The sequence below is a fragment of the Pedobacter sp. N36a genome (assembly GCF_014472395.1).
GTDB lineage: Bacteria > Bacteroidota > Bacteroidia > Sphingobacteriales > Sphingobacteriaceae > Pedobacter.
In genome coordinates this window covers 1-23,227 of the sequence record NZ_JACSZW010000019.1, presented here as the reverse complement: position 1 = coordinate 23,227, position 23,227 = coordinate 1, and the positions used below count along the sequence as shown (strand labels likewise).

Below are 23,227 nucleotides of genomic sequence, written 5' to 3'. Positions count from 1 at the left end.
TAAAAATATTTAGGTGCCTATATCGGCGGTGTCTACCTCTTCCCATTCCGAACAGAGAAGTCAAGCCCGCCAGAGCCGATGGTACTGCGGTAACACGTGGGAGAGTAGGTCGGTGCCAAATCTTAAAGTAAGCCTGTAGTGAAAACTACAGGCTTTTCTTGTATACAGCCTTTTTTTATGACTGAAAAGTTTCCAAACCAGTCCTGTGCAATAGCATCAAGTACCGTAAATTGTATGAGGATACAGGACAGCACAGGTTGCTGATTTCATGAAGTCTTCTTATTTTGCAGTCTTGAATTTTATTGTGCAAATACTCAATTTCGTAGATCATGATCCCAAATATTAACAAGCTTCTTTTCGGTAGTCTGCTGTTGTTCTTCAGCCTATTTTCCATTCCATCTTTTAGTCAGCAACCAATTCATGCGGTACAGCTTCAATGTGAGTATCTGGTAAACCCTATTGGCATAGATGCAGCCCAGCCAAGATTAGCCTGGAAACTAAAAGACAATAGGAGGGCTGCTGTCCAAACGGCCTATCAGGTTAGAGTAGGTACGGATTCATTAGCATTGGTTAAGAAAGAAGGTAGTCCGGTTTGGGACTCTGGAAAGGTTGGCAGCTCAGTGCAGCTGATCAATTACGCAGGGAAAGAATTGGAGCCGTTTACAAAATATTACTGGCAGGTAGTGATCTGGGATAAAGATGGAAAGCCAGGTACTTTAATACCAGTAAGCAGCTTTGAAACTGGAATGCAAAAAATGGGCAATTGGAAAGGAACCTGGATTAGTGATAATAAGGATATTAATAAATTACCAGCTCCATATTTCCGCAAGGGATTTAGTGCCAGTAAAAAAATCAAATCAGCTCGTGCATACATGGCTGCAGCCGGACTTTATGAACTGTATCTTAATGGAGCGAAAGTCGGTAATCACCGTCTTGATCCAATGTACACCAGGTTTGACAGAAGAAATTTATATGTGAGTTATGATGTGACTGCCCAGATAAAATCGGGTGAAAATGCAGTAGGTGTATTATTAGGAAATGGTTGGTATAACCATCAATCTTTAGCGGTATGGGATTTTGATAAAGCGCCCTGGAGGGGAAGACCCACTTTTTGTCTGGACCTTAGGATAACTTATATTGATGGCTCTACTGAGGTTGTGGTTAGTGATGACACTTGGAAATCCGACGACAGTCCCATTATTTTTAATAGCATTTATACAGCGGAGCATTATGATGCACGGAAGGAACAAAAGGGTTGGAATCAACCAGGTTTTGATGATCGCAAATGGAAGGGAATTACACTTCGCGCCGCGCCATCAAATCAGATCGTCAGCCAAGTGATGCATCCTATACGTAACGTAGAAGTGATTCCTGTAAAGTCCTTAAAGAAATTTAATGACACTACCTATGTGTTTGATTTGGGAAGGAATATAGCTGGAGTTACAGAAATCAAACTGAAAGGGGATTCCGGTACTCGTTTGAGCATTAAACATGGAGAAAGGTTATTGCCAAACGGACGATTGGATTTGTCTAACATTGATGTCTATTATAGACCAAAAGATAAGAATGATCCATTCCAGACTGATATCTTTATTCTTAACGGGCAGGGGATCGAAGGATTTATGGCAAAGTTTAATTACAAGGGATTCCAGTATGTAGAAGTCACTAGCAGTAAACCTATAAATCTGAATAAGGAAAGCATTATTGGACATTTTATGCATAGTGATGTTCCGGTTGCAGGGAAAATCCAAACCTCAAGTGCAATGGTTAATAAATTGTGGACGGCAACCAATAATTCCTATTTGTCTAATTTATTTGGTTATCCGACTGATTGTCCGCAAAGGGAGAAAAACGGCTGGACAGGAGATGGTCATTTTGCAGTTGAAACTGGATTGTATAATTTCGATGGCATCACGGTTTATGAAAAATGGTTAGCCGATCACCAGGATGAACAGCAGCCTAACGGGGTACTGCCTGATATTATTCCAACAGGTGGCTGGGGATATGGAAAGTCGAACGGTACAGATTGGACGAGTACTATTGCAATCATTCCCTGGAATATTTATTTATTTTACGGTGATTCTCATTTGCTGCGCAGCTGCTACCCTAATATAAAATCTTATGTAGATTATGTGACCCAGATCAGCCCAAATGGATTAACCACATGGGGACGGGGAGATTGGGTACCTGTTAAATCTGAATCTCCACTAGAGTATACCTCTTCGGTGTATTACTATGCTGATGCGTTAATATTGGCAAAAGCGGCTAAACTTTTTGGTAAAATTGACGATTATGAATCTTATACTGCATTAGCGGAGAAAATTAAAAAGGCAATCAATGATAAATACCTGAATCGCACTGATGGAATTTATGGCACTGGATTGCAGACGGAACTCAGCGTCGCATTATTATGGGGAATTGTACCCGAAGAACTGAGGCTAACCGTTGCGCAAAATCTTGCGGATCGGGTAAAGGCCGACAATATGCATCTCGATGTTGGTGTCCTTGGTGCTAAAGCGATATTGAATGCCTTGAGTGAAAACGGGCAAGCTGATATTGCCTATAAATTGGCCGTCCAGGATACTTATCCCTCCTGGGGTTGGTGGATCGTGAATGGTGCAACTACCTTATATGAAAATTGGAATATTCAGGCGGAAAGAGACATTTCTTTAAATCATATGATGTTTGGAGAAATAGGTGGATGGTTCTTTAAAGGGCTTGGCGGTATTATGACTGATGAAAAGGCACCAGGTTTTAAAAATATCCGTTTGATGCCGAATTTTGTTGCTGACTTAAATGAATTTGAAGCCAGGCATGAGGGACCATTTGGGCCCATTCAATCTTCCTGGAAGCGAAAGGGTAAAAAAATAGTATATGAAGTGAGCATACCCCCAAATTCTTCTGCAACAATTCATTTTCCAGTCCAAACCGGACAGTCTGCCTGGATAGATGGGGAAAAGCTCCCGGAAATATATCAGGCAAGTGCGGGAAAGTATACTTTCGAAATTCTGTAAGTTAACTTAAAGTGAAATTGAAAAGCGGCTATTTATGTAGGCGCTTTTTTTATGCTAAAAGGTTTTTTAATATAAGTGCTGGCTATACAGGATGGTGCAGGTTGCGGGCTTTAACGGCTTGTTCTATTTTAGTAAAACCAAATATATACTTATATGACAACGGATAAAAGAATACTAAAATTCATTTCTGTCGTAGTTTGCATGTTCGCATTTGTCTTCGGCAATGCTACGCTTGCTTTTTCACAGCAGATGAATGTTACCGGAAAGGTAACTGACAAAAGTGATGGCAGTCCAATTCCAGGGGTAACGATTAAAGTAAAAGGTACAGCTGCCGGAACCACCACTAACTCTGATGGCACTTATGTTTTACAGGTCAGCGGGAATCCAGTATTAACATTCAGTTACGTCGGCTATGACGAATTGCAAATTCCGGTTAGTGGTAAATCAACACTGAACGTGCAGCTCATTTCAAATAATCAGGCGCTGGATGAAATTGTAGTTATAGGTTATGGTACCACGACTAAAAAAGATGTGACAGGTTCAGTAGCGACCTTGTCAGCAGCACAAATTAAAGACATTCCAGTAAGTTCTGTAGATCAGAAATTGAAGGGGCAGATTGCCGGTGTTCAGATTAGTACTACAACAGGAACACCTGGCGGAGGTACCTCTATTAAAATTAGGGGATCTGGTTCTATTGGTGCTGGTGATAATCCACTTTTTGTAGTAGATGGTTATCCCATATCAAATACTTCAGGGCAGGTATCCAATCCATTGAACGTGATTAATCCAAATGATATTGAATCTATTACCGTTTTAAAAGATGCTTCTTCTACTGCAATATATGGATCAAGAGGTGCTAATGGGGTGATTGTAATCACCACTAAACAAGGTAAAGCAGGTGTTCCAGTGGTGAATGTAAGTGCTTATACCGGAATTCAAACTGTTCCAGAGAAAGGCCGTCCTCAGATGTTAAATGGAACAGAGTTCGCGCAATTTAGGAAAGACATGATTATTGATGATTTTGCTTCCAGGGAGAAAGTGGCGACAGACAGTGATATCCCTGCGGCGTATCGTAACCCAGCACAATATGGGGAAGGGACGAATTGGTATGATGAAATTTTACATAATGCCCAGCAACAAAGTCTTGATGCCAGCATTAGCGGTGGATCAGAGAATTCAAAATATGCTTTTTCAGTGGGCTACCTGAATCAGGAAGGTACACTTAGGTATACCGGTTTTGAGCGTCTGGCTATTCGCATGAATACAGAGAGTAGAATTGGGAAAAGATTAAGAGTAGGGCTAAGTTTAGCACCAACACATACGGTACAGAAACTGAATAGTTTTGAAAGTGATTTTGTGGATGTTCTGAGTAGGAGCCTATGGTTAAGTCCATTAGTTCCCGTTACAGATGCCAATGGAGTACGTACGCCTTATGTGAGTTCTCCTGACATGTATACTGGACCAAATCCACTGAATAGTTTGGAATTTGCAGGCACTAAATCCAAAGCATTTAGGGGATTGGGAACTGCCTTTGCGGAGCTGGAGATCGCTTCCGGCTTAAAGGCTAAATATAGTTTCAATGTAGATTATACTCAAGGTTCATCTTTTGTATTTAACCCATCTTTTATAGGAGGAATTAATGCACCGCCACCAGTAGTGCCAAATTCATCCACTAATAAATCAAATGGTTTCAACTGGTTGTCGGAAGCTTTATTGACGTACGACAAATCGATAGGGACAGACCATAGGTTCAATGCGCTTTTAGGTTTTAGTGCACAGAAAGATCGTGTAGAATCAATTGGCCTGTTCGCTGATAACTATCCGGATGATAAAATACAAACCATCAATGCCGCTGCGATCATCAGTTCTTTTAATCAAGACGTACAAGCATGGTCTCTTGTTTCTTATCTCGCGCGTTTAAATTATTCTTATAAAGACAAGTACTTATTTACAGCTACAGTTCGTACCGATGGATCTTCACGATTCGGAAAAAACAACCGTTACGGAACTTTTCCTTCTGCAGCAGTAGGGTGGCGCGTTTCGGAGGAAGACTTTATGAAGAAAGTGGATTGGTTGAGTAATTTGAAATTGAGAGGTACCTATGGCTTGTCAGGTAATTTCAACATTGGGAACTATACTTATATCACGAATATTGGCTCTTCGAACTATTCTTTTGGTGGAAATATCGCTAGTGGTCGAATACCTACTTCCTTAAATAACCCAAACTTGACCTGGGAAGAATCTTCTCAACTGGATTTGGGGATTGATCTTGGTATTCTAAAAGACAGAGTTAATTTTACGGTGGATTACTACCGTCGCATTACCAAAGGAATGTTGTATAACAGTGAAATTCCGCTGTCATCAGGATATGGCAATGCAATTATTAATTCTGGAGAGATTGGAAATAATGGGTTTGAATTTGCGATTAGCTCCAGCAATCTGGAAGGTAAGTTTACCTGGACAACAAATGCAAACGTCGCATTTAACCGGAACAAGGTATTGTCATTGAATGAAAAAAATGACCCTATATATAGCGGAAGGAGTGGAGAAGGATCATATCAGCACATTACGCAGGTTGGAAGGCCAGTGGGTGAGTTCTATGGGTACATTTTAGAAGGCATTTATAAAAATCAGGCAGATCTGGATAATTCTCCTAAACACGTGACTTCTGTTGTGGGGTCAGTGAAATATAAAGATGTAGATGGAAATGGTGTAATTGAAGCGGTGAAAGACTTTGCTGTAATCGGCTCACCTCAGCCAGATTTTATCTGGGGCTTAACCAACAACTTTTCCTACAAAGGATTTGATTTGAATGTACTTCTGGTAGGTGCTCAGGGGGGACAAATTCTGAAAACAGCAAATCAATACCTACTAAATATTGACGGAATCTTCAATGTAGATCGTAAAGTATTAAATCGATGGAGATCCGAAGAAAATCCTGGGGATGGAATGACACCAACTACCAATGGTGCCAGGGTAATTTATAGGGATGTGAATTCATCCTGGGTTGAGGATGCAAGTTTCATGCGCATACAGAATTTAACATTAGGCTATAAATTCAGCGAAAAGATGCTTGCGGCTTCTAAAGTAATTAAAGGGGCAAGAATATATACTAGTGTACAAAATCTGGCAACTTTCACAAAATACAGTGGCTCTAATCCAGAAGTTAGTCGAAATACCATCTCGGGAAATGCAGTGAGTAATGCATTGGTTCCAGGTGAAGATTTCACCAATTATCCATTGCCAAGAACATTCATTCTAGGTGTTAACCTGACTTTTTAATCATGATCAAGATGAAAAACTATTCAAAATCAATTATAGCCGGTGTTTGTATGCTCACTTTGGCTGCTACGAGCTGCAAAAAGACTTTTTTAGATCAAACTCCTGAAGCGTCATTGGCAGGAAATAATTTTTATCAGACGGAAACAGATTTTAAGCAAGCTGTTAATGGTGCTTATGCTTCGATCAAAGATATGGCAAACGTAAATTATTGGCTTTTCGGAGAAATGCGTTCTGACAATACCTCCAATCAATACAATCCTTCAGATAGAGGCTATGAACAAAGAGAGTTTATTGATCAGTTTCTGGTAGGTGCAACAGCAGAACCAATCGAGAATTTTTGGCAGCAAAATTATACAGGCATTGCGCGTTGTAATGAAATTATTGCCAGAATTGGGGGAATTACTATGGCTGAACAGTTGAAAAATCAATTTGCTGGAGAAGCCTTATTCCTAAGGGCCTTTAATTATTTTAACCTGCTGAGACAGTATGGTGGGGTACCTCTTCGGTTATTGCCTACTGATGCACCATCAGATGCACGTTCCAAAGGCAGGGCAACTGTAGAAGAAGTCTATACTCAGATCATTGCAGACCTAAAAGCCGCTTCAGAGAAATTACCAGCTAGTTATGCCGCGGCAGAATTGGGGAGAGCTACAGAAGGGGCTGCCCGGGCCTTATTGGCAAAAGTTTACCTGACAAGGGGGAATTATACGGAGTCATTAACTGAATTAAGAAAGGTTCAAGGCTTGGGCTATAGTTTATTGGCAAATTATGCGGATGTATTTAGTCCCGCCAATAAGAATAACAAGGAATCTGTGTTTGAAATCCAATACATGGGTTCACAGCCTTCCTTAGCAAGCAATTTTATGTATCAGTTTGCGCCATGGAATTCAGGAAGTATTGTAACGGGTGATGCTGGCTCAACATTAGGTGGCGGTAATGGCTGGAATATACCTACGAAGAATATGATTAATGCTTATGAGGTTGGAGATATCCGGAAGGATTTGTCGTTAGCAACAGGTTTCACCGATTTAACGGGTAAATTTCAGGCCATTCCTTATGTCAAAAAATACAACCATGGATTTGTAGAACGTGGACGTACCGATGATAATTTTCCAGTGATTCGTTATGCAGATGTCTTACTGATGATTGCAGAATGTTTAAATGAACAAGGGTTTGTGGCAAATGGAGAAGCATTTACATTGTTAAACCAAATCCGTTTCAGAGCTAAACTGAATCCGAAGACCGCAGGAAATAGTGTTCCTGCGCTAACTGTCGATAATCAACAAGCTTTCCGCCAGGCTATTTTACAGGAAAGAAGGGTAGAATTGGCATTTGAAAACCAACGCTGGTATGATTTGTTACGTTCTGGAAAGGCGGTAGAGGTGATGATTGCACAAGGAAAGGAAGAGCTGGCTGAAAAAATTACGATTCCTGCTGGTGCTTATCTGGTGACTGCTAATAAATTATTACTTCCGATTCCTCAGAAAGAAGTAAATCTTGATGGTTTAGTTCAAAATCCACAATAATAGGAACGATGATTAAAGTTAAATATGATTTCCAAGCATTAAAAAAAAAATGTAATGATGAAAAATATTCAGAGGAGCAGGCTTCCTATTTGGAAGACTAGTGGAATGGTCATCCTATTTTGTGGTTTGTTAATTACAAATGCATGGGCTCAAAAAATCCAAGTTGAGGATTTGAAGACGGAATATCAGAAAAACCCGCTGGGGATAGATGCTACTGCGCCAAGATTAAGCTGGAAAATCAGCGCTAATCAGCGGAATGTGATGCAAGATAGTTATCAGATTCGTGTAGGCAGAGATTCTATTAGTGTAAAGTCTGGAAAGGAATTGATATGGGATAGTGGGCTGCAGAAAAATGAGCACTCCGTATTGCTGCCATATGCTGGCCCGCCACTGGAATCTGGTACTAGATATTATTGGCAGGTAAAAGTTAAAGATAACCAGGGAAAGGAATCTCCATGGAGTGAAATTCAGTTTTGGCAGATGGGCTTATTGAATAAGTCTGACTGGACAGCACAATGGATTGGTGCAGCGCCGACGGATACCCTGGCTGGACCAAGTCCAATTTTTAGAAAAGCTTTTCCGTTGGATGGAAAGATTCGCTCTGCAACTTTGCACATCACTGCACATGGAATATATGAAGCAATGATTAACGGTAAAAGGGTAGGTAAGGATCATATGGCACCTGGATGGACCAGCTATAATGACCGTCTATTGTATCAGAATTATGAAGTAACAGACCTGCTGAAAACGGGACACAACGTAATTGGCTTTTCACTCGGCGATGGCTGGTATCGAGGCCGACTTGGCTTTGATGGACAACGAAGTTTTTATGGGAAACGATTAGCTGGTCTGGTACAGTTAGAAGTAATTTATCAGGATGGTAGCCGTAAAACAATTCAAAGTGATGGCAGCTGGAAATTTACAAAAGGGCCTGTTCAATTTTCTGATCTTTATGATGGAGAAGTATATGATGCGAGACTAGAAAAAAATGGCTGGTCTGCGGTCGGATATAATGACCAAGGCTGGATGCCTGTCAGTATTGTTCCGGCAAGTACAGCTGCTCTGGTCAGCAGTATTGCGCCATTGGCTCGTAAACATGAAGAATTCAAAGTGCTTAGGGTGATTAAAACACCAAAAGGTGAAACGGTACTTGACTTTGGACAGAATTTGGTGGGTTGGGTGCAGTTTAAATTGACAGGCAAAGCAGGTGCTACTATAAAAATGGAGCATGGCGAAGTGCTGGACAAAGAAGGGAATTTTTACGACGCCAATCTGCGCAGTGCAAAGCAGCACATTCAATATACATTCAAAGGAAACGGGGAAGAAACCTATGAGCCGCATTTTACTTATGTAGGGTTTAGGTATGTAAAAGTAATCGGTTATACCGGAGCAATAGATCCTGCCGCATTTAAAGGGATCGCTGTTTATGCGGATATGGCACCAACAGGAACATTTAATACTTCAAATCCTCTGCTGAATCAGCTGCATCATAATATCCAATGGGGACAGAAAGGTAATTTTCTGGACGTACCTACGGATTGTCCGCAAAGAGATGAACGTTTGGGCTGGACAGGAGATGCGCAAGTATTTTTCAGAACTGCAGCTTTTAATATGGATGTGGCTGGGTTTTTCACCAAATGGATGAAAGATGTAGCCGGTGATCAGCTGCCCAACGGAAGTGTACCATTTGTGGTTCCAAATGTATTGGGAAAAAATGCGACAGGTTCAGCTGGTTGGGGAGATGTAGCGACGATAGTGCCATGGAATATGTACCTGGCTTACGGGGATAAAGAAATTTTGAAAAATCAGTATCCAAGTATGAAAGCATGGGTAGATTTTATGCAGAATACCAGTAAGAATGATCTTTGGAATACTGGCTTTCATTTTGGAGACTGGCTTTACTTTCATATACAAGACGATAGTGATGGGAGATCGGCGGTAACGGATAAATATTTAATTGCGCAATCTTTTTATGCCCATTCTACACAATTGCTCATTAATGCTGCCCGGGTTTTGGGAAATAAGGAAGATGAAAGAAAGTACGGGGATTTGTTGAAAAGGATAAAAAAAGCTTATGTCAATGAGTACATGTCGCAAAATGGAAGATTGGTATCGGGGACGCAAACGGCTTATGTTTTGGCATTAAACTTTGACATGTTGCCGGAAGATATGCGTGCACAGGCGGTAGATAAGTTGGTGCGTAATATTAAAGACTATGGAAATCACTTAACAACAGGCTTTTTGGGAACACCTTATTTATGTGAGGTATTGACGCGTTTTGGTCGCAATGATATCGCTTATGAATTATTGCTCCAGGAAACTTATCCATCTTGGTTGTATCCGGTAAAAATGGGCGCTACCACAATTTGGGAACGTTGGGATGGAATTAAACCGGATGGAAGTTTCCAAACAACTGGTATGAACTCATTCAACCATTATGCTTACGGTGCAATTGGAGATTGGATGTATCGCATTATGGCTGGTTTGGATACCGATGAAACTGGTCCGGGTTACAAGAAGATTACGATTAGGCCAAAACCAGGAGGGAAAATTGCACACGCAGCAGCATCATTGAATACCCAGTATGGTATAGCAGGCAGTGATTGGACGATAGAGAATGGCAGATTTAAGCTGAAAGTAACTATTCCTGCAAATACTACAGCAGCTATTCTTTTACCTGGAGCTGCAAATGTAGAGGTGACGGAAAGCAAACAGCCTTTGAGTAAAATTAAAGAGTTGACTGGGATAAAAAATCAAGGTAACGATCTTGAGGTTTATGCAGGTTCAGGCACTTATACGTTTGAATACGCAATTAAATTGTAGATATTATAACCGCTAAAACAGATTGATATTTATCCATCTGTTTTTATTTACCAAATATTTCTGATGAACAAAAGGAGAAGAATTATATATGCTGCAATTTCTATCATTGCATTTGTGGCTGCCTGCAGTAGTCAGAAGAAAACAACTCCAGCTCATCAGGATCGGGAGCTAGCTGAGCTGAAAAATAGCTTTTTAAAGGTACCCGACTCTATTCAAACTTCAGTTTATTGGTACTGGATGTCTGATAATATCTCTAAAGAAGGTGTGGTCAAGGATCTTCAGGCAATGAAGAAAGTAGGCATAAATCGGGCATTTATTGGAAATATTGGTTATCAAAGTACCCCCTACGGAAAGGTGAAGCTCCTATCTGAAGAATGGTGGGCAATTCTTGACACCGCTCTGTTAACCGCAACCAGACTAAACATAGAAATAGGTATTTTCAATAGCCCGGGCTGGAGTCAGTCTGGAGGACCATGGATCAAGCCAGAACAGTCTATGCGTTACCTGGCTTTATCGGAACAGCAGCTGAAGGGTGGCAAAAAAATAAGGGTACAATTGGATAAACCTGATCCGCAATTTCAAGATGTAAAAGTAATTGCATTTAAAGCTCCTCTGGATTATGGCAGAACGCTATCAGCATTAAAACCGGTTATAAAAACAAGTATTCCGATTTCCGGTTCAAAAACTCTGGTAGATGGAGACCGTTCAAATCCTGTAAATATCCCTGCCCAGGAGTTGATTCATATGGATATAGTCGTAAAAGATAATTTTCCTGCCAGAAGTCTAATGATCTATCCAGCACATCTTGCTTTGAAAGCCCATGCTGAATTGCAAGTGAAGGAAGAGGGGAGTTACAGGACACTAAAAACGTTCGAAATAGATCGGAGTAACCCCAGTTTAAATGTTGGATTTGATCCTTATGGGCCTGTATCTGTATCTTTTCCGGAAGTTTCCGCTAAAGAATTTAGGTTGGTCTTAAGTCAGGCTTCTACCGATTTTGCTTTAACGGAAATCGAATTATCAGCCTCCCCGCTGGTGGAAGATTTTATAGGGAAAACGCTGGCCAAAATGTTTCAATCACCCTTGCCTTACTGGAAAGAATATCAATGGAAACCTCAGGTGGAGTCCAATTCGAAAAACTTAGTGATTGATCCTAATGGAGTGATAGATGTTTCTTCCGGCTTGTCAGCAGAAGGGATTTTAACCTGGGGTTTTCCGGCAGGCGACTGGATTGTCATGCGTACAGGAATGGTGCCTACGAAGGTTACTAATGGGCCTGCTTCAGCTGAAGGCACCGGTTTGGAAGTCGATAAAATGAGTAAAACCCATATTGCAAGTCATTTTGATAGTTTTCTTGGAGAAATTATACGAAGAATTCCTGCTGAGCATAGAAAAACCTGGCGTGTAGCGGTACAGGATAGCTATGAAACTGGCGGACAAAATTGGACGGATGCCATGATGGAGCAGTTCAAGACTACTTACGGATATGACCCTTTACCTTATTTGCCAGTGATGAAAGGGCGGGTAGTGGGAAGTCAGGAAATGTCAGATCGCTTTTTGTGGGATTTGAGGAGGCTGATTGCCGATCGGGTTGCTTATGACTATGTTGGAGGACTACGGGCTATTAGTAACCGTCACGGTTTACGTACCTGGCTTGAAAATTATGGACACTGGGGTTTTCCAGGAGAATTCCTCCAATACGGAGGCCAATCTGATGAAATTGGAGGAGAATTTTGGAGTGAAGGTGAGTTAGGGGATATTGAAAATCGAGCAGCTTCCTCGGCAGCACATATTTATGGAAAAAAGAAAGTCTCCGCTGAATCCTTTACCGCTGGTGGCAAATCTTACGCACGTTATCCGGCATTGATGAAGCAGCGGGGAGATCGCTTTTTTACAGAAGGAATAAATAATACATTACTTCATGTATTTATCCAGCAGCCCACGGATAATTTAGTACCCGGTATCAATGCTGATTTTGGAAATGAGTTCAATAGGCACAATACCTGGTTCAATTACTTAGATCTGTTTACTTCTTATTTGAAAAGAACCAATTTTTTGCTTCAGCAAGGAAATTATGTGGCAGATGTAGCCTACTTCATTGGGGAAGATGCCCCAAAAATGACAGGGGTGACAGATCCTGCTTTGCCTCCTGGATATGCATTCGACTATATTAATGGAGAAGTCCTTCGCGATCGTGTGAAAGTGAAAGATGGTAAATTAGTTTTGCCAGATGGAATGAGCTATAGTCTGCTCGTTTTACCAAAATTAGAAACGATGAGGCCAGAATTACTGGCTAAAATTAAAGATTTGGTGGAACAGGGGGCTAATATATTAGGCCCTGCTCCGATTCGCTCCCCAAGTTTACAGGGGTACCCCTTTGCTGATCAGGAAGTAAATCGGTTAGCAAAGATACTTTGGGCTGAAAAAGCCGGCGTAGCTCCAAGGATCCATTCCTTAGGTAAGGGACGTGTATTGCAAGGGATGGATATGCAAATGGCATTGAATACCCTAAGTATCGTTCCGGATTTCAAAACGAATACTGCAAGTCCCGTTTTATATATCCACCGTAAATTGACTAATCAGGATATTTACTTTGTGAGTAACCAAACAGCGCAGGAAGTTTTTATTCATCCGGCTTTCCGCATCACCGGTAGGGCAGCAGAACTCTGGGATCCGATAACCGGCCTTACGCGAGCACTGCCGGAATTTACAGCAACAAGTACGGCAACCGCTATTCCTTTAAAGTTGGCCCCGCTTCAAAGTGTTTTTATTGTCTTTACAGATACTCTTAAAGGGGAGTCTGCGACTGAAAAGAATTTTCCAACGCAAAATCTGCTGAAAGAGATTGAGGGAAGATGGGAGTTGAAATTTGCAGATCAGCTAAGGGGACCTAAAACTTCCGTTTTCTTTGATAAGTTAACAGACTGGACTTCTAGGTCGGAAGAGAACATTAAGTATTATAGTGGTACCGTGAGCTACAACAACACCTTTACGATGAAAAAAATAGCTAAGGGCGAACGCATTATGTTAAATCTTGGAAAAGTAAATGTAATGGCGAAGGTTAAAATTAATGGTAAGGATGTAGGTGGGCTTTGGACCGCTCCTTGGGAGCTTGATATTAGCTCAGCATTGGTAGATGGAGAGAATAAAATAGAAATCAATGTGGTAAATACCTGGGACAATAGACTGATTGGGGATAGTAAGTTACCAGCATCGGAAAGGACAACATGGACCAGCATTAATCAGTTTCGTCCGGAAAGCCCATTATCACCGGCAGGCTTAATTGGTCCGGTCAGGTTATTTAGTTATAGTTTTAATCAAACCCGTTAAAAAATATAAAGCATGATACGTGTTAAATCTGGATTATTTATCCTCTGTTTTTTTATAGCTGCAGTTCCTGAATTATTTGCACAATTACCACCCATATTTGATGGGAATCCTATTGCCGCTCAAGCCCAGAAAGATGCGAGGGTACGTATGTATCTTAGTCCACAGCGCATTTTGTGGCAGTCAGATCAAAGCGGTAAGTATATTAAAGATGCGCAGTACTTGTTGAAACCAGGAAATGGTCAGGCAGAATTGGTCAACAAGAACCTCATTACATTGAAAAGTGATGGGCAGTCCGAGCCTGGAATTCTGCTGGACTTTGGGAAGGAAATCCATGGAGGGATACAGCTGGTCACGGGCCTGATGCAAAATCAAAAACCCTTGAAAGTGCGTATTCGTTTTGGTGAATCAGCATCTGAGGCGATGTCTTCAATTGATTCTTTGTCGGGGGCTACAAATGACCATGCGATTCGAGATATGATGGTTGAATTACCCTGGTTAGGAGGAATGGAATTTGGTAATACCGGCTTTCGTTTTGTCCGCATTGATCTGGTAGAACCAAATCGGGAACTCCTGCTAAAGGAAGTACGAGCTGTTTTTAGTTATAGAGACATCCCTTATGTAGGCTCATTCCATAGCAGTGACGCCCGGCTCAATGAAATTTGGGCAACAGGTGCATACACCGTTCATTTAAATATGCAGCAGTATTTATGGGACGGCATAAAACGCGATCGTTTGGTTTGGGTTGGAGATATGCATCCGGAAATTATGACCATCAATACGGTGTTTGGTTATAATGAGGTGGTTCCAAAAAGCCTCGATCTGATTAGGGAGGTCAATCCACTGCCTTCCTGGATGAATGGGATTAGTTCCTATTCTATGTGGTGGATTCGCATCCAGAGAGATTGGTATAGGTATCAGGGACAAAGGGATTATCTGGAAGCACAACGGAGTTATCTCGTAGCGCTGCTCCATCATTTAATGACTAAAATTAAAGGTAATGAAGAGCAGCTGGATGGGATGCGTTTCCTGGATTGGCCATCTTCGGAAAATCAACCTGCGATTCATGCGGGTTTACAGGCTATGATGGTCATGACCTTTAAGGATGGGGCAGAGTTGTGCCGTATTTTAGGGGAGGAAGAAACAGCAAAAAAATGTGACGAGGCAATAGGAAGACTTAAAAAACATGTGCCAGATCCTGCCAATAGTAAACAGGCAGCCTCCCTGATGGCACTTGCGGGATTAATGCCGGCGGAAAAAGCGAACAAGGATTATATCGCGGTTGGAGGTACAAAGAACTTCTCTACCTTTTATGGCTACTATATGCTGCAGGCAAAAGCAAAGGCAGGTGATTACCAGGGAGGGTTGGATAATATCAGGGAGTATTGGGGAGGGATGTTGGATTTAGGAGCAACTACCTTTTGGGAGGATTTTAATCTGGACTGGATGAAAAATGCCGGGCGTATAGATGAGTTGGTTCCTGAGGGAAAAATCGATGTTCATGCTGCATATGGCGACTATTGTTATAAGAATTTCCGACACAGTCTGGCACATGGCTGGGCATCTGGACCAACGGCCTGGCTAACGGAACATGTGTTGGGAGTGCAGGTATTGGAACCAGGTTGTAAGGTACTACAGATTAAACCACACTTGGGCGATCTGAAATTTGTAGCAGGAACTTTTCCAACACCTTATGGTGTAGTTAACATCAAGCATACTAAATTAGAAAACGGAAAAATAAAAACTGAGATTAGCGGACCTGCAGAGGTTCGGGTGATCCAATAAATATATATGATGAAAACAGCCGATTACTTTAAGTTTATTCATATCGATGAATACTCCGCCACACCTAAATATTTGCAGCTAAGTGATTCCATTATAGAGGCCATGGAGGAGGGCTTATTGGTTAAGAATCATATACTTCCTTCTATTAATGAATTGAGTTGTGTGTTGGAGATTTCCAGGGATACTGCAGAAAAAGGATATAAATACTTGAAAAATAAAGGGGTAATCGTGTCTGTCCCAGGTAAAGGGTATTATATACATAATACGGAGTTCAAAAAGAAAATCAAGATATTCCTGCTGTTTAATAAGCTGTCGGTCCACAAGAAAATTATTTACGATTCTTTTGTGGAGGCCCTGGGAGATGATGCACTGATTGATTTTTATATCTATAATAATGATTTTTCGATTTTCAAAAAGCTGATCCTGAACAAAAGAACGGAGTACTCTCATTATGTGATTTTACCCCATTTTGTAGAAGGTGGAGAAGACGCTCATCAGATCATCAATACTATCCCTACAGATAAACTAATTTTGCTGGATAAGAAAGTTTCTGGCATCAGCGGGTCCTATTCAGCCGTATATGAGGATTTTGAAAAAGATATTTTTGGTGCGCTGACGGAGGCAAAAGAAGCATTGACTAAGTATGATACCCTTAAACTGATCTTTCCTAAAAAGAGTTATTTCCCTGGTGAAATCATCAATGGTTTTAGAAGGTTTTGTCAGCAGTATGCATTCAGCCATTTCATTGTTCATGATCTAAAGGAGGAGCAAATAGATCCTGGAACAGTATACATCAACCTGATGGAAGATGATTTGGTGTTGTTGATGGAAAGAATCAGCAATTCCGATTTGACATTAGGGGTAGATGTTGGGATTATTTCTTACAATGAAACGCCATTAAAAAAGTTTTTGCTAAATGGCATTACTACCATATCCACGGATTTTAAAATGATGGGTACCATGGCCGCCGAAATCATTTTGAGCAATAGAAAGCAAACCCACCAGGCACCATTCCGGCTTACCCTCAGGTCTTCCTTATAAATTTCCTGAGCAGGACAGTAAATGACAGTTATGTAATTCTAAAGAATTAATATCGCTTATTATTCTAACCAAATACAAAATAACGTATGCAAATCATTCTTGGTGTGTTTTTCCACTTTATTGGAGGTTTCGCCTCTGGTAGTTTTTACATCCCTTATACCAAAGTCAAAGGCTGGGCATGGGAGAGTTACTGGATTGTTGGCGGCTTGTTTTCCTGGCTTATTGTTCCGCCATTAGCGGCATGGCTGACCATACCCGACTTCGGTCAAATTATAACACACACTTCAGGATCGATTTTATGGATTACGTATTTCTTCGGTATTTTATGGGGGATAGGCGGCTTAACTTATGGGTTGGGGGTTAGATACCTTGGCGTTTCTCTTGGAAGTTCCATTATTCTAGGACTGAGTTCTGTATTTGGTGCGTTGCTGCCTTCTGTTTACTACGATTTTTTTCCTAAAGCAGGGAAGGACACCTTCTCGAATATGATTCTAAGTTCCTGGGGCCAAATGGTGATCCTGGGTCTGTTCATCTGTATCGTCGGAATTATTATTTGTGGTAAAGCGGGGATGGACAAAGAGAAAGACCTGGCCAAACTAAAAGAGGCTGAAAAAAAAGAAGCCCATCAAAGTACCGAATTTAAGATTGGCCTGGGGCTGATTGTTGCCGTTATTTCCGGGATATTAAGTTCATGTTTTGCCTTTGGGATTGATTCCGGTAAAGATATGGCTCATGAAGCCAATCAACTTTGGAAAACACTGCACCCTGGTGATGGAGAGTTTTTGTATCAAAACAACGTCACCTATATTATCATTCTTTGGGGAGGTTTGACTACCAATCTGTTTTGGTGTATGGTGCTGAACTTCAGAAATAAGACATTTAAAGATTATAGCAATACTAAGACACCGCTATTGTCCAATTATATCTTTTGTGCCCTGGCAGGCACCACCTGGTTTTTACAGTTCTTTTTTTATGGCATGGCCGAAAGTAAGCTGGGGAATGGTGCTAGTTCCTGGATTTTACACATGGCCTTTATTATTCTAGTAGCTAATGTTTGGGGACTGGTATTGAAAGAGTGGTCTGCGGTAAGCAAGAAAACACTGTTTACGGTACTAACTGGTATAGCGTTTATAATTCTATCCATCCTAATTGTAGGATATGGAAATTCAATTAAATAAAAATATAAATCAAATTTTATGTCTGACGAAAAAGACCGTTTCAAGTACGTCAATTATTTATGGGATAAAGACGAAGCCGCTAAGCTCGAAGGTGATGAAGTTGGGTTGTTAATTTATCGGTCTAATCTGTTAGGTGCAGATCTACGTTTAACTAATTATGGCGGTGGAAATACATCTTGTAAGGCGGAAGCAATAGATCCTCTGACTAGGACGCCCGTTGAAATCATGTGGATTAAAGGCTCCGGTGGTGATATTGGAACGCTTAAACGAAATGGATTGGCCGCTTTATATGTAGACAAACTCCATAGCCTTCAAAACATCTATACAGGAATAGAGCAAGAAGATGCGATGGTTGAATTGTTTAACCATTGTATTTACGACCTGGATTCTAAGGCACCCTCAATAGATACACCATTACATGGTTTTTTACCTTTTAAACACATTGATCATTTACACCCAGATGCGGCGATCGCAATTGCTGCAGCCAAGGATGGAAAGCGTATTACAGCAGAACTATTTGAAGGGACAGTTGGTTGGGTAGACTGGCAGAAACCTGGTTTTGATCTGGGCTTGCAATTGCAGCAGTGTTTAGCAGAAAATCCTGGAATTCGTGGCATCATGCTGGGTTCCCATGGTTTATTCACCTGGGGAGATACCGCTTATGATTGTTATCTAAACACGCTGGAAGTGGTAGAAAAATGTGCGGCTTACCTGGAAGCTAGCTATGGACAGAAAGGTCCAGTTTTTGGCGGACAGCGCATCAAGAATATTCCTGTTGATCAGCGCGACAGACAAGCGGCGCTGCTAGCTCCGTTTTTACGTGGATTTTGTTCGACTGAGCGTAGCATGATCGGGCATTTTAGTGATGATGCACGTGTCCTTGAATTCATTAATTCTAACGATTTGGATCGCCTTGCGCCATTAGGAACGAGTTGTCCGGATCATTTTTTACGCACTAAAATCAGTCCGCTGGTATTGCAATTGAAGCCAGACGAAGATTTAACAGATCCCGTACTTCTTAAAGAAAAGCTCGCCCCGGCTTTTGAGGCATACCGTGAAATGTATCAAGCCTATTATGAAGCTTGTAAACATGAAAATAGTCCAGCTATTCGGGATGCCAATCCTGTTGTTATTCTATATCCTGGAATCGGCTTGTTTTCTTTTGCAAAGGATAAGCAAACCGCACGTGTAGCCGCTGAATTTTATACCAATGCGATCAATGTAATGAAGGGTGCAGAAGCAGTTTCAACGTATACTTCACTCCCCCGACAGGAAGCTTTTAATATTGAATACTGGCTACTGGAGGAGGCTAAACTACAGCGAATGCCTAAGCCTAAATCTCTTTCTGGAAAAATTGCATTGGTTACTGGAAGTGCAGGAGGGATAGGTAAGGCCATTGCCAAAAAGTTTTTAGAAGAAGGTGCAGTTGTATTATTGAACGACAATGATGCCCTGCGGCTGGAGAGTGCAGGAAAAGAATTCCGCAAACTATTTGGCAATGATGCTTTTGCTACTGTATTATTGGATGTAACAAATAAAGAAGATATTGATGAGGCATTTAAAAAAGCAGCATTATCCTTTGGAGGGATAGATATTGTGGTGAATTGTGCGGGTTTATCTATTTCAAAACCGCTGGAGGCACATACCGTTCAAGACTGGGATTTATTGTATGATGTACTGGTTAAAGGCCAGTTTCGAATTACACAGGAGGCGGTGAATGTGATGCGGAAACAAGGTGTCGGAGGCGATGTCATCAACATTGTCAGTAAAAATGCATTGGTTTCTGGACCTAATAATGCAGGGTATGGCTCTGCTAAAGCTGCCCAGCTTCATTTAAGCCGCTTAAATGCCGCAGAATTAGGGGCAGATCAGATTAGGGTGAATGTTGTTAATCCAGATGCAGTGATTTCAGATAGCAAAATCTGGGAAGGCGATTGGGCTGCTGGAAGAGCCAAGGCCTATGGAATTAAAGTAGAAGAGCTGCCGGAATTCTATGCAAAAAGGACTTTATTAAATCAAATTATCCTTCCTGAGGATATTGCCAATGCCTGTATGGCTTATGTGGGAGGACTGTTAAATAAATCCACAGGAAATGTATTGAATGTTGATGGGGGAGTAGCGATGGCATTTGTACGCTAAAAAATATTGAATCAGTTTCAAATAAAGAAGACAAAATGGAAATAGGAAAAGATAGAATAGCAGCACATAATGAACAAAATATAAAATCTCATCAGCATGATTTTGAATATACAGCTTCGGTAAATAACCGGGTTGAGGAGGTAATCAGTAAATTAATGAAATTCCAGATTGCTATCCCTAGTTGGGCATTAGGGACTGGAGGTACTCGTTTTGGCCGTTTTTCAGGAGGTGGAGAGCCGAGAAGTTTGGAAGAAAAAATAACTGATGTTGGTTTGATCCATCGTATGAATCAGTCTAGTGGGGCGATATCATTGCATATTCCTTGGGATGTACCTCAAGATTATCAAGCGATTAAAGAATTAGCGCATCATCATGGATTAAAGTTCGATGCGATGAATTCCAATACTTTTCAGGACCAGGCTGGCCAGGATCATAGTTACAAATTTGGCTCCCTGCAGCATGTAGACAAAACCGTTAGGCAACAGGCAATTGCCCATAATATAGAAGTTATCGAACATGGACAGGCATTAGGATCAGATATATTATCCGTTTGGCTTGCTGATGGTTCTTGTTTTCCAGGTCAGCTGAATTTTAGAAAGGCTTTTGAAAATACGTTGGAAAGTCTGCACGAAATTTATGCCGCTTTACCTGAGCATTGGAAAGTTTTTGTGGAGTACAAGGCTTTTGAACCCAATTTTTACTCCACAACAGTTGGAGATTGGGGGCAGTCCTTGTTATTGGCAAATAAGTTAGGACCTAAAGCTTTCACGCTGGTAGATTTAGGGCACCATTTACCAAATGCCAATATTGAGCAGATTGTCTCCCTGTTATTGATGGAAGGTAAGCTTGGCGGTTTTCATTTTAATGACTCCAAATATGGTGATGATGACCTCACTACCGGTAGCATAAAACCTTATCAGCTGTTCTTGATTTTCAATGAGTTGATTGAAGGTATGGATGCCAAAGGAATAGACCACGCAACAGGTTTAGGCTGGATGATTGATGCTTCACATAATGTCAAAGATCCTTTAGAAGATTTGCTGCAATCTGTAGAAGCCATTATGTTATCCTATACACAGGCTTTGCTCGTGGATCGTGAAGCGTTAACGGCTGCGCAGGGAAACAATGATGTGGCGCTGTGTCAGGAAATTTTACAGGATGCATTTCGAACTGATGTTCGATCGATCGTTCGTGAAGCTAGAATGAGGGCAGGAGGAGCAGCTAATCCTTTAGGTTTGTATCGGCAATTGCAGGTGAGAGGGGAGCTAATTAAGGAAAGAGGATTAAAAACTGTAGCTACAGGATTATAATGGAGGCCATTCCAGTTGTCGTTATATTTGATGTGGGTAAAACCAACAAGAAAGTTTTTCTGTTTGATGAAAACTATCAGATTGTTTTTGAACGTTCGGCCAGGTTTATAGAAACTAGTGATGAAGCTGGCGATCCTTGTGAAAATCTGGAAAGTCTGCGTCTTTCTATTTTTGACTCTTTACGGGAGATCATGAGGCGCAAAGAGTTTATCATTAAAGCCGTTAATTTCTCTACATATGGAGCAAGTCTGGTCTATATTGATAAATACGGGAAACCATTGGCACCACTCTATAATTATCTGAAGCCTTATCCAGAAGCGCTTAAAGATGAGTTTTATAATCAGTACGGTGGGAAGGAAAAGATCGCTTCCGAAACTGCTTCCCCGATATTAGGAAGCTTAAATTCAGGGATGCAGTTGTACCGAATTAAAAAGGAAAAGCCAGAATTATTCCGACAGATTCATTATGCATTACATCTTCCACAATATTTGAGCTATCTGGTTTCTGGTATAGAATGCTCAGACTTAACCAGTATTGGCTGTCATACGCAATTATGGGATTTTACCCGTAAAAGTTATCATGCTTGGGTGATAAAGGAGGGTTTGGATAAGAAACTGGCACCGATACATCATGCAGATGAAGTTTTTCCTGCTGAATTTCCAGGGAACCTTTATAAGGTAGGGATAGGACTCCATGACAGCTCTGCAGCATTAATACCTTATTTGATTAATTTCCATGAGCCTTTTATATTGATTTCTACGGGAACCTGGTGCATTACCATGAATCCTTTCAATGCCGATCCGCTTAGCGCGGAAGAATTGGAACAGGATTGTTTATGTTATTTGCAGTTCAAAGGCAAGCCGGTAAAGGCATCTCGCTTGTTTTCTGGTTATGAGCATGAGCAGCAGGTGAAAAGGATAGGTGCTCATTTTGGACAGGGGGTAAGCAGGTACCGGAATATGCGTTATAATGCATTAATTGCAGACCGGTTATTTGATGCGCTTAAATCAGAAGGTATGTTTAAACAAGATAAAGTGCCGGTTACAGGAAGTAAGGTTTCTCCATTTGGATCGAGAGATCTTTCTATTTTTACAACGGATGAAGAAGCATATCATCAATTTATGCTGGATATCGTCCTGCAGCAACACACAGCTTCTAGTCTGGTTATAAATGGGGAGGGTGTGAAACGCATTTTTGTGGATGGCGGATTTAGTAAAAATGCAATATATATGAATCTATTGGCACGTCTGTTTCCTAAAATGGAGGTTTTTGCGGCCTCGATGGCACAGGCAACCGCCATAGGAACGGCATTAGCCATACATGAACATTGGAATAGTAAGCCTATGCCAAATGATATTATTGAATTGAAGTATTATGCTGCCAGTAATGATAAGGTAGTATAGTAATAGATTTCATTATGGTTTATGATCCTGATTTGCTTTTTGATTTTAGATCAAAGCAGATTAGGGTTCAATATAGTGAAAGCATACAGGAGCGAAGGAACTGCGGGTAGTATATATATACACTATAATCTGTCTATAAGTCTATATTCAGGGATAAATCAAGTCAATTCGGTGAGATATTCTATTTATAAGGGTATAAACAGTAGGTATGATGATTATTTTAGATTTCTTTTTTTGATTTTCATACTGTGAATCATGTAGTTAGGAATGTGATACAATTATAAGGATGATATTGTTTGTGGGGGCGTTAAATTTTCTTACTTTTGCATCCCGCTTCGGAGGAAGGGTTAGTGTGAAGGATATCGTGAGAAGAATTTGAAAGATTGCAGTAGAAGGATG

General features: G+C 40.9%; 11 protein-coding genes and 1 rRNA gene. All 12 read left to right on the top strand.

Translation table 11 applies throughout. The annotated features are described in order from the left end of the window. Positions 1-9 precede the first annotated feature (9 nt). Positions 10-121 (top strand): 5S ribosomal RNA (gene rrf, locus H9X96_RS21800). 208 nt (positions 122-329) lie between these two features. Beyond that, positions 330-3,014 (top strand): alpha-L-rhamnosidase, encoded by a 2,685-nt coding sequence (locus H9X96_RS21795; protein ID WP_187668317.1) that lies wholly within the window; start codon positions 330-332, stop codon positions 3,012-3,014. Between the two features lie 153 nt (positions 3,015-3,167). Further along, the gene (locus H9X96_RS21790; protein ID WP_187668316.1) at positions 3,168-6,296 is read left to right on the top strand and encodes a TonB-dependent receptor; all 3,129 of its coding nucleotides are present in this window, start codon (positions 3,168-3,170) and stop codon (positions 6,294-6,296) included. An 11-nt stretch (positions 6,297-6,307) separates the two neighbouring features. After that, complete coding sequence (locus tag H9X96_RS21785; protein ID WP_187668315.1) at positions 6,308-7,822, top strand: RagB/SusD family nutrient uptake outer membrane protein; 1,515 nt, start codon at positions 6,308-6,310, stop codon at positions 7,820-7,822. 171 nt (positions 7,823-7,993) lie between these two features. Continuing rightward, entirely contained in the window at positions 7,994-10,645 is a 2,652-nt protein-coding gene (locus H9X96_RS21780) for an alpha-L-rhamnosidase (RefSeq protein ID WP_255431207.1), read from the top strand. A gap of 63 nt (positions 10,646-10,708) precedes the next feature. Next, positions 10,709-13,975 (top strand): glycosyl hydrolase, encoded by a 3,267-nt coding sequence (locus tag H9X96_RS21775; RefSeq protein ID WP_187668314.1) that lies wholly within the window; start codon positions 10,709-10,711, stop codon positions 13,973-13,975. Between the two features lie 12 nt (positions 13,976-13,987). Next, a complete protein-coding gene (locus H9X96_RS21770) occupies positions 13,988-15,757 on the top strand; it encodes an alpha-L-rhamnosidase C-terminal domain-containing protein (RefSeq protein ID WP_187668313.1) in 1,770 nt (589 codons plus the stop codon). A 9-nt stretch (positions 15,758-15,766) separates the two neighbouring features. Then, positions 15,767-16,798, top strand: coding sequence for a GntR family transcriptional regulator (locus H9X96_RS21765; protein WP_187668318.1), 1,032 nt, complete (start codon positions 15,767-15,769; stop codon positions 16,796-16,798). 86 nt (positions 16,799-16,884) lie between these two features. Further along, positions 16,885-17,976 carry an L-rhamnose/proton symporter RhaT gene (gene rhaT, locus H9X96_RS21760; protein ID WP_187668312.1) on the top strand — a complete coding sequence of 364 codons (1,092 nt, stop codon included), beginning with the start codon at positions 16,885-16,887 and terminating at the stop codon, positions 17,974-17,976. A gap of 18 nt (positions 17,977-17,994) precedes the next feature. Beyond that, positions 17,995-20,115: a bifunctional aldolase/short-chain dehydrogenase gene (locus H9X96_RS21755; RefSeq protein WP_187668311.1), complete on the top strand. Its 2,121-nt coding sequence runs from the start codon at positions 17,995-17,997 to the stop codon at positions 20,113-20,115. Between the two features lie 35 nt (positions 20,116-20,150). Continuing rightward, entirely contained in the window at positions 20,151-21,425 is a 1,275-nt protein-coding gene (locus H9X96_RS21750) for a TIM barrel protein (RefSeq protein WP_187668310.1), read from the top strand. Further along, complete coding sequence (locus H9X96_RS21745) at positions 21,425-22,828, top strand: FGGY-family carbohydrate kinase (protein ID WP_187668309.1); 1,404 nt, start codon at positions 21,425-21,427, stop codon at positions 22,826-22,828. Before H9X96_RS21750 ends, H9X96_RS21745 begins: the two co-directional genes overlap by 1 nt. Positions 22,829-23,227: the final 399 nt, after the last annotated feature.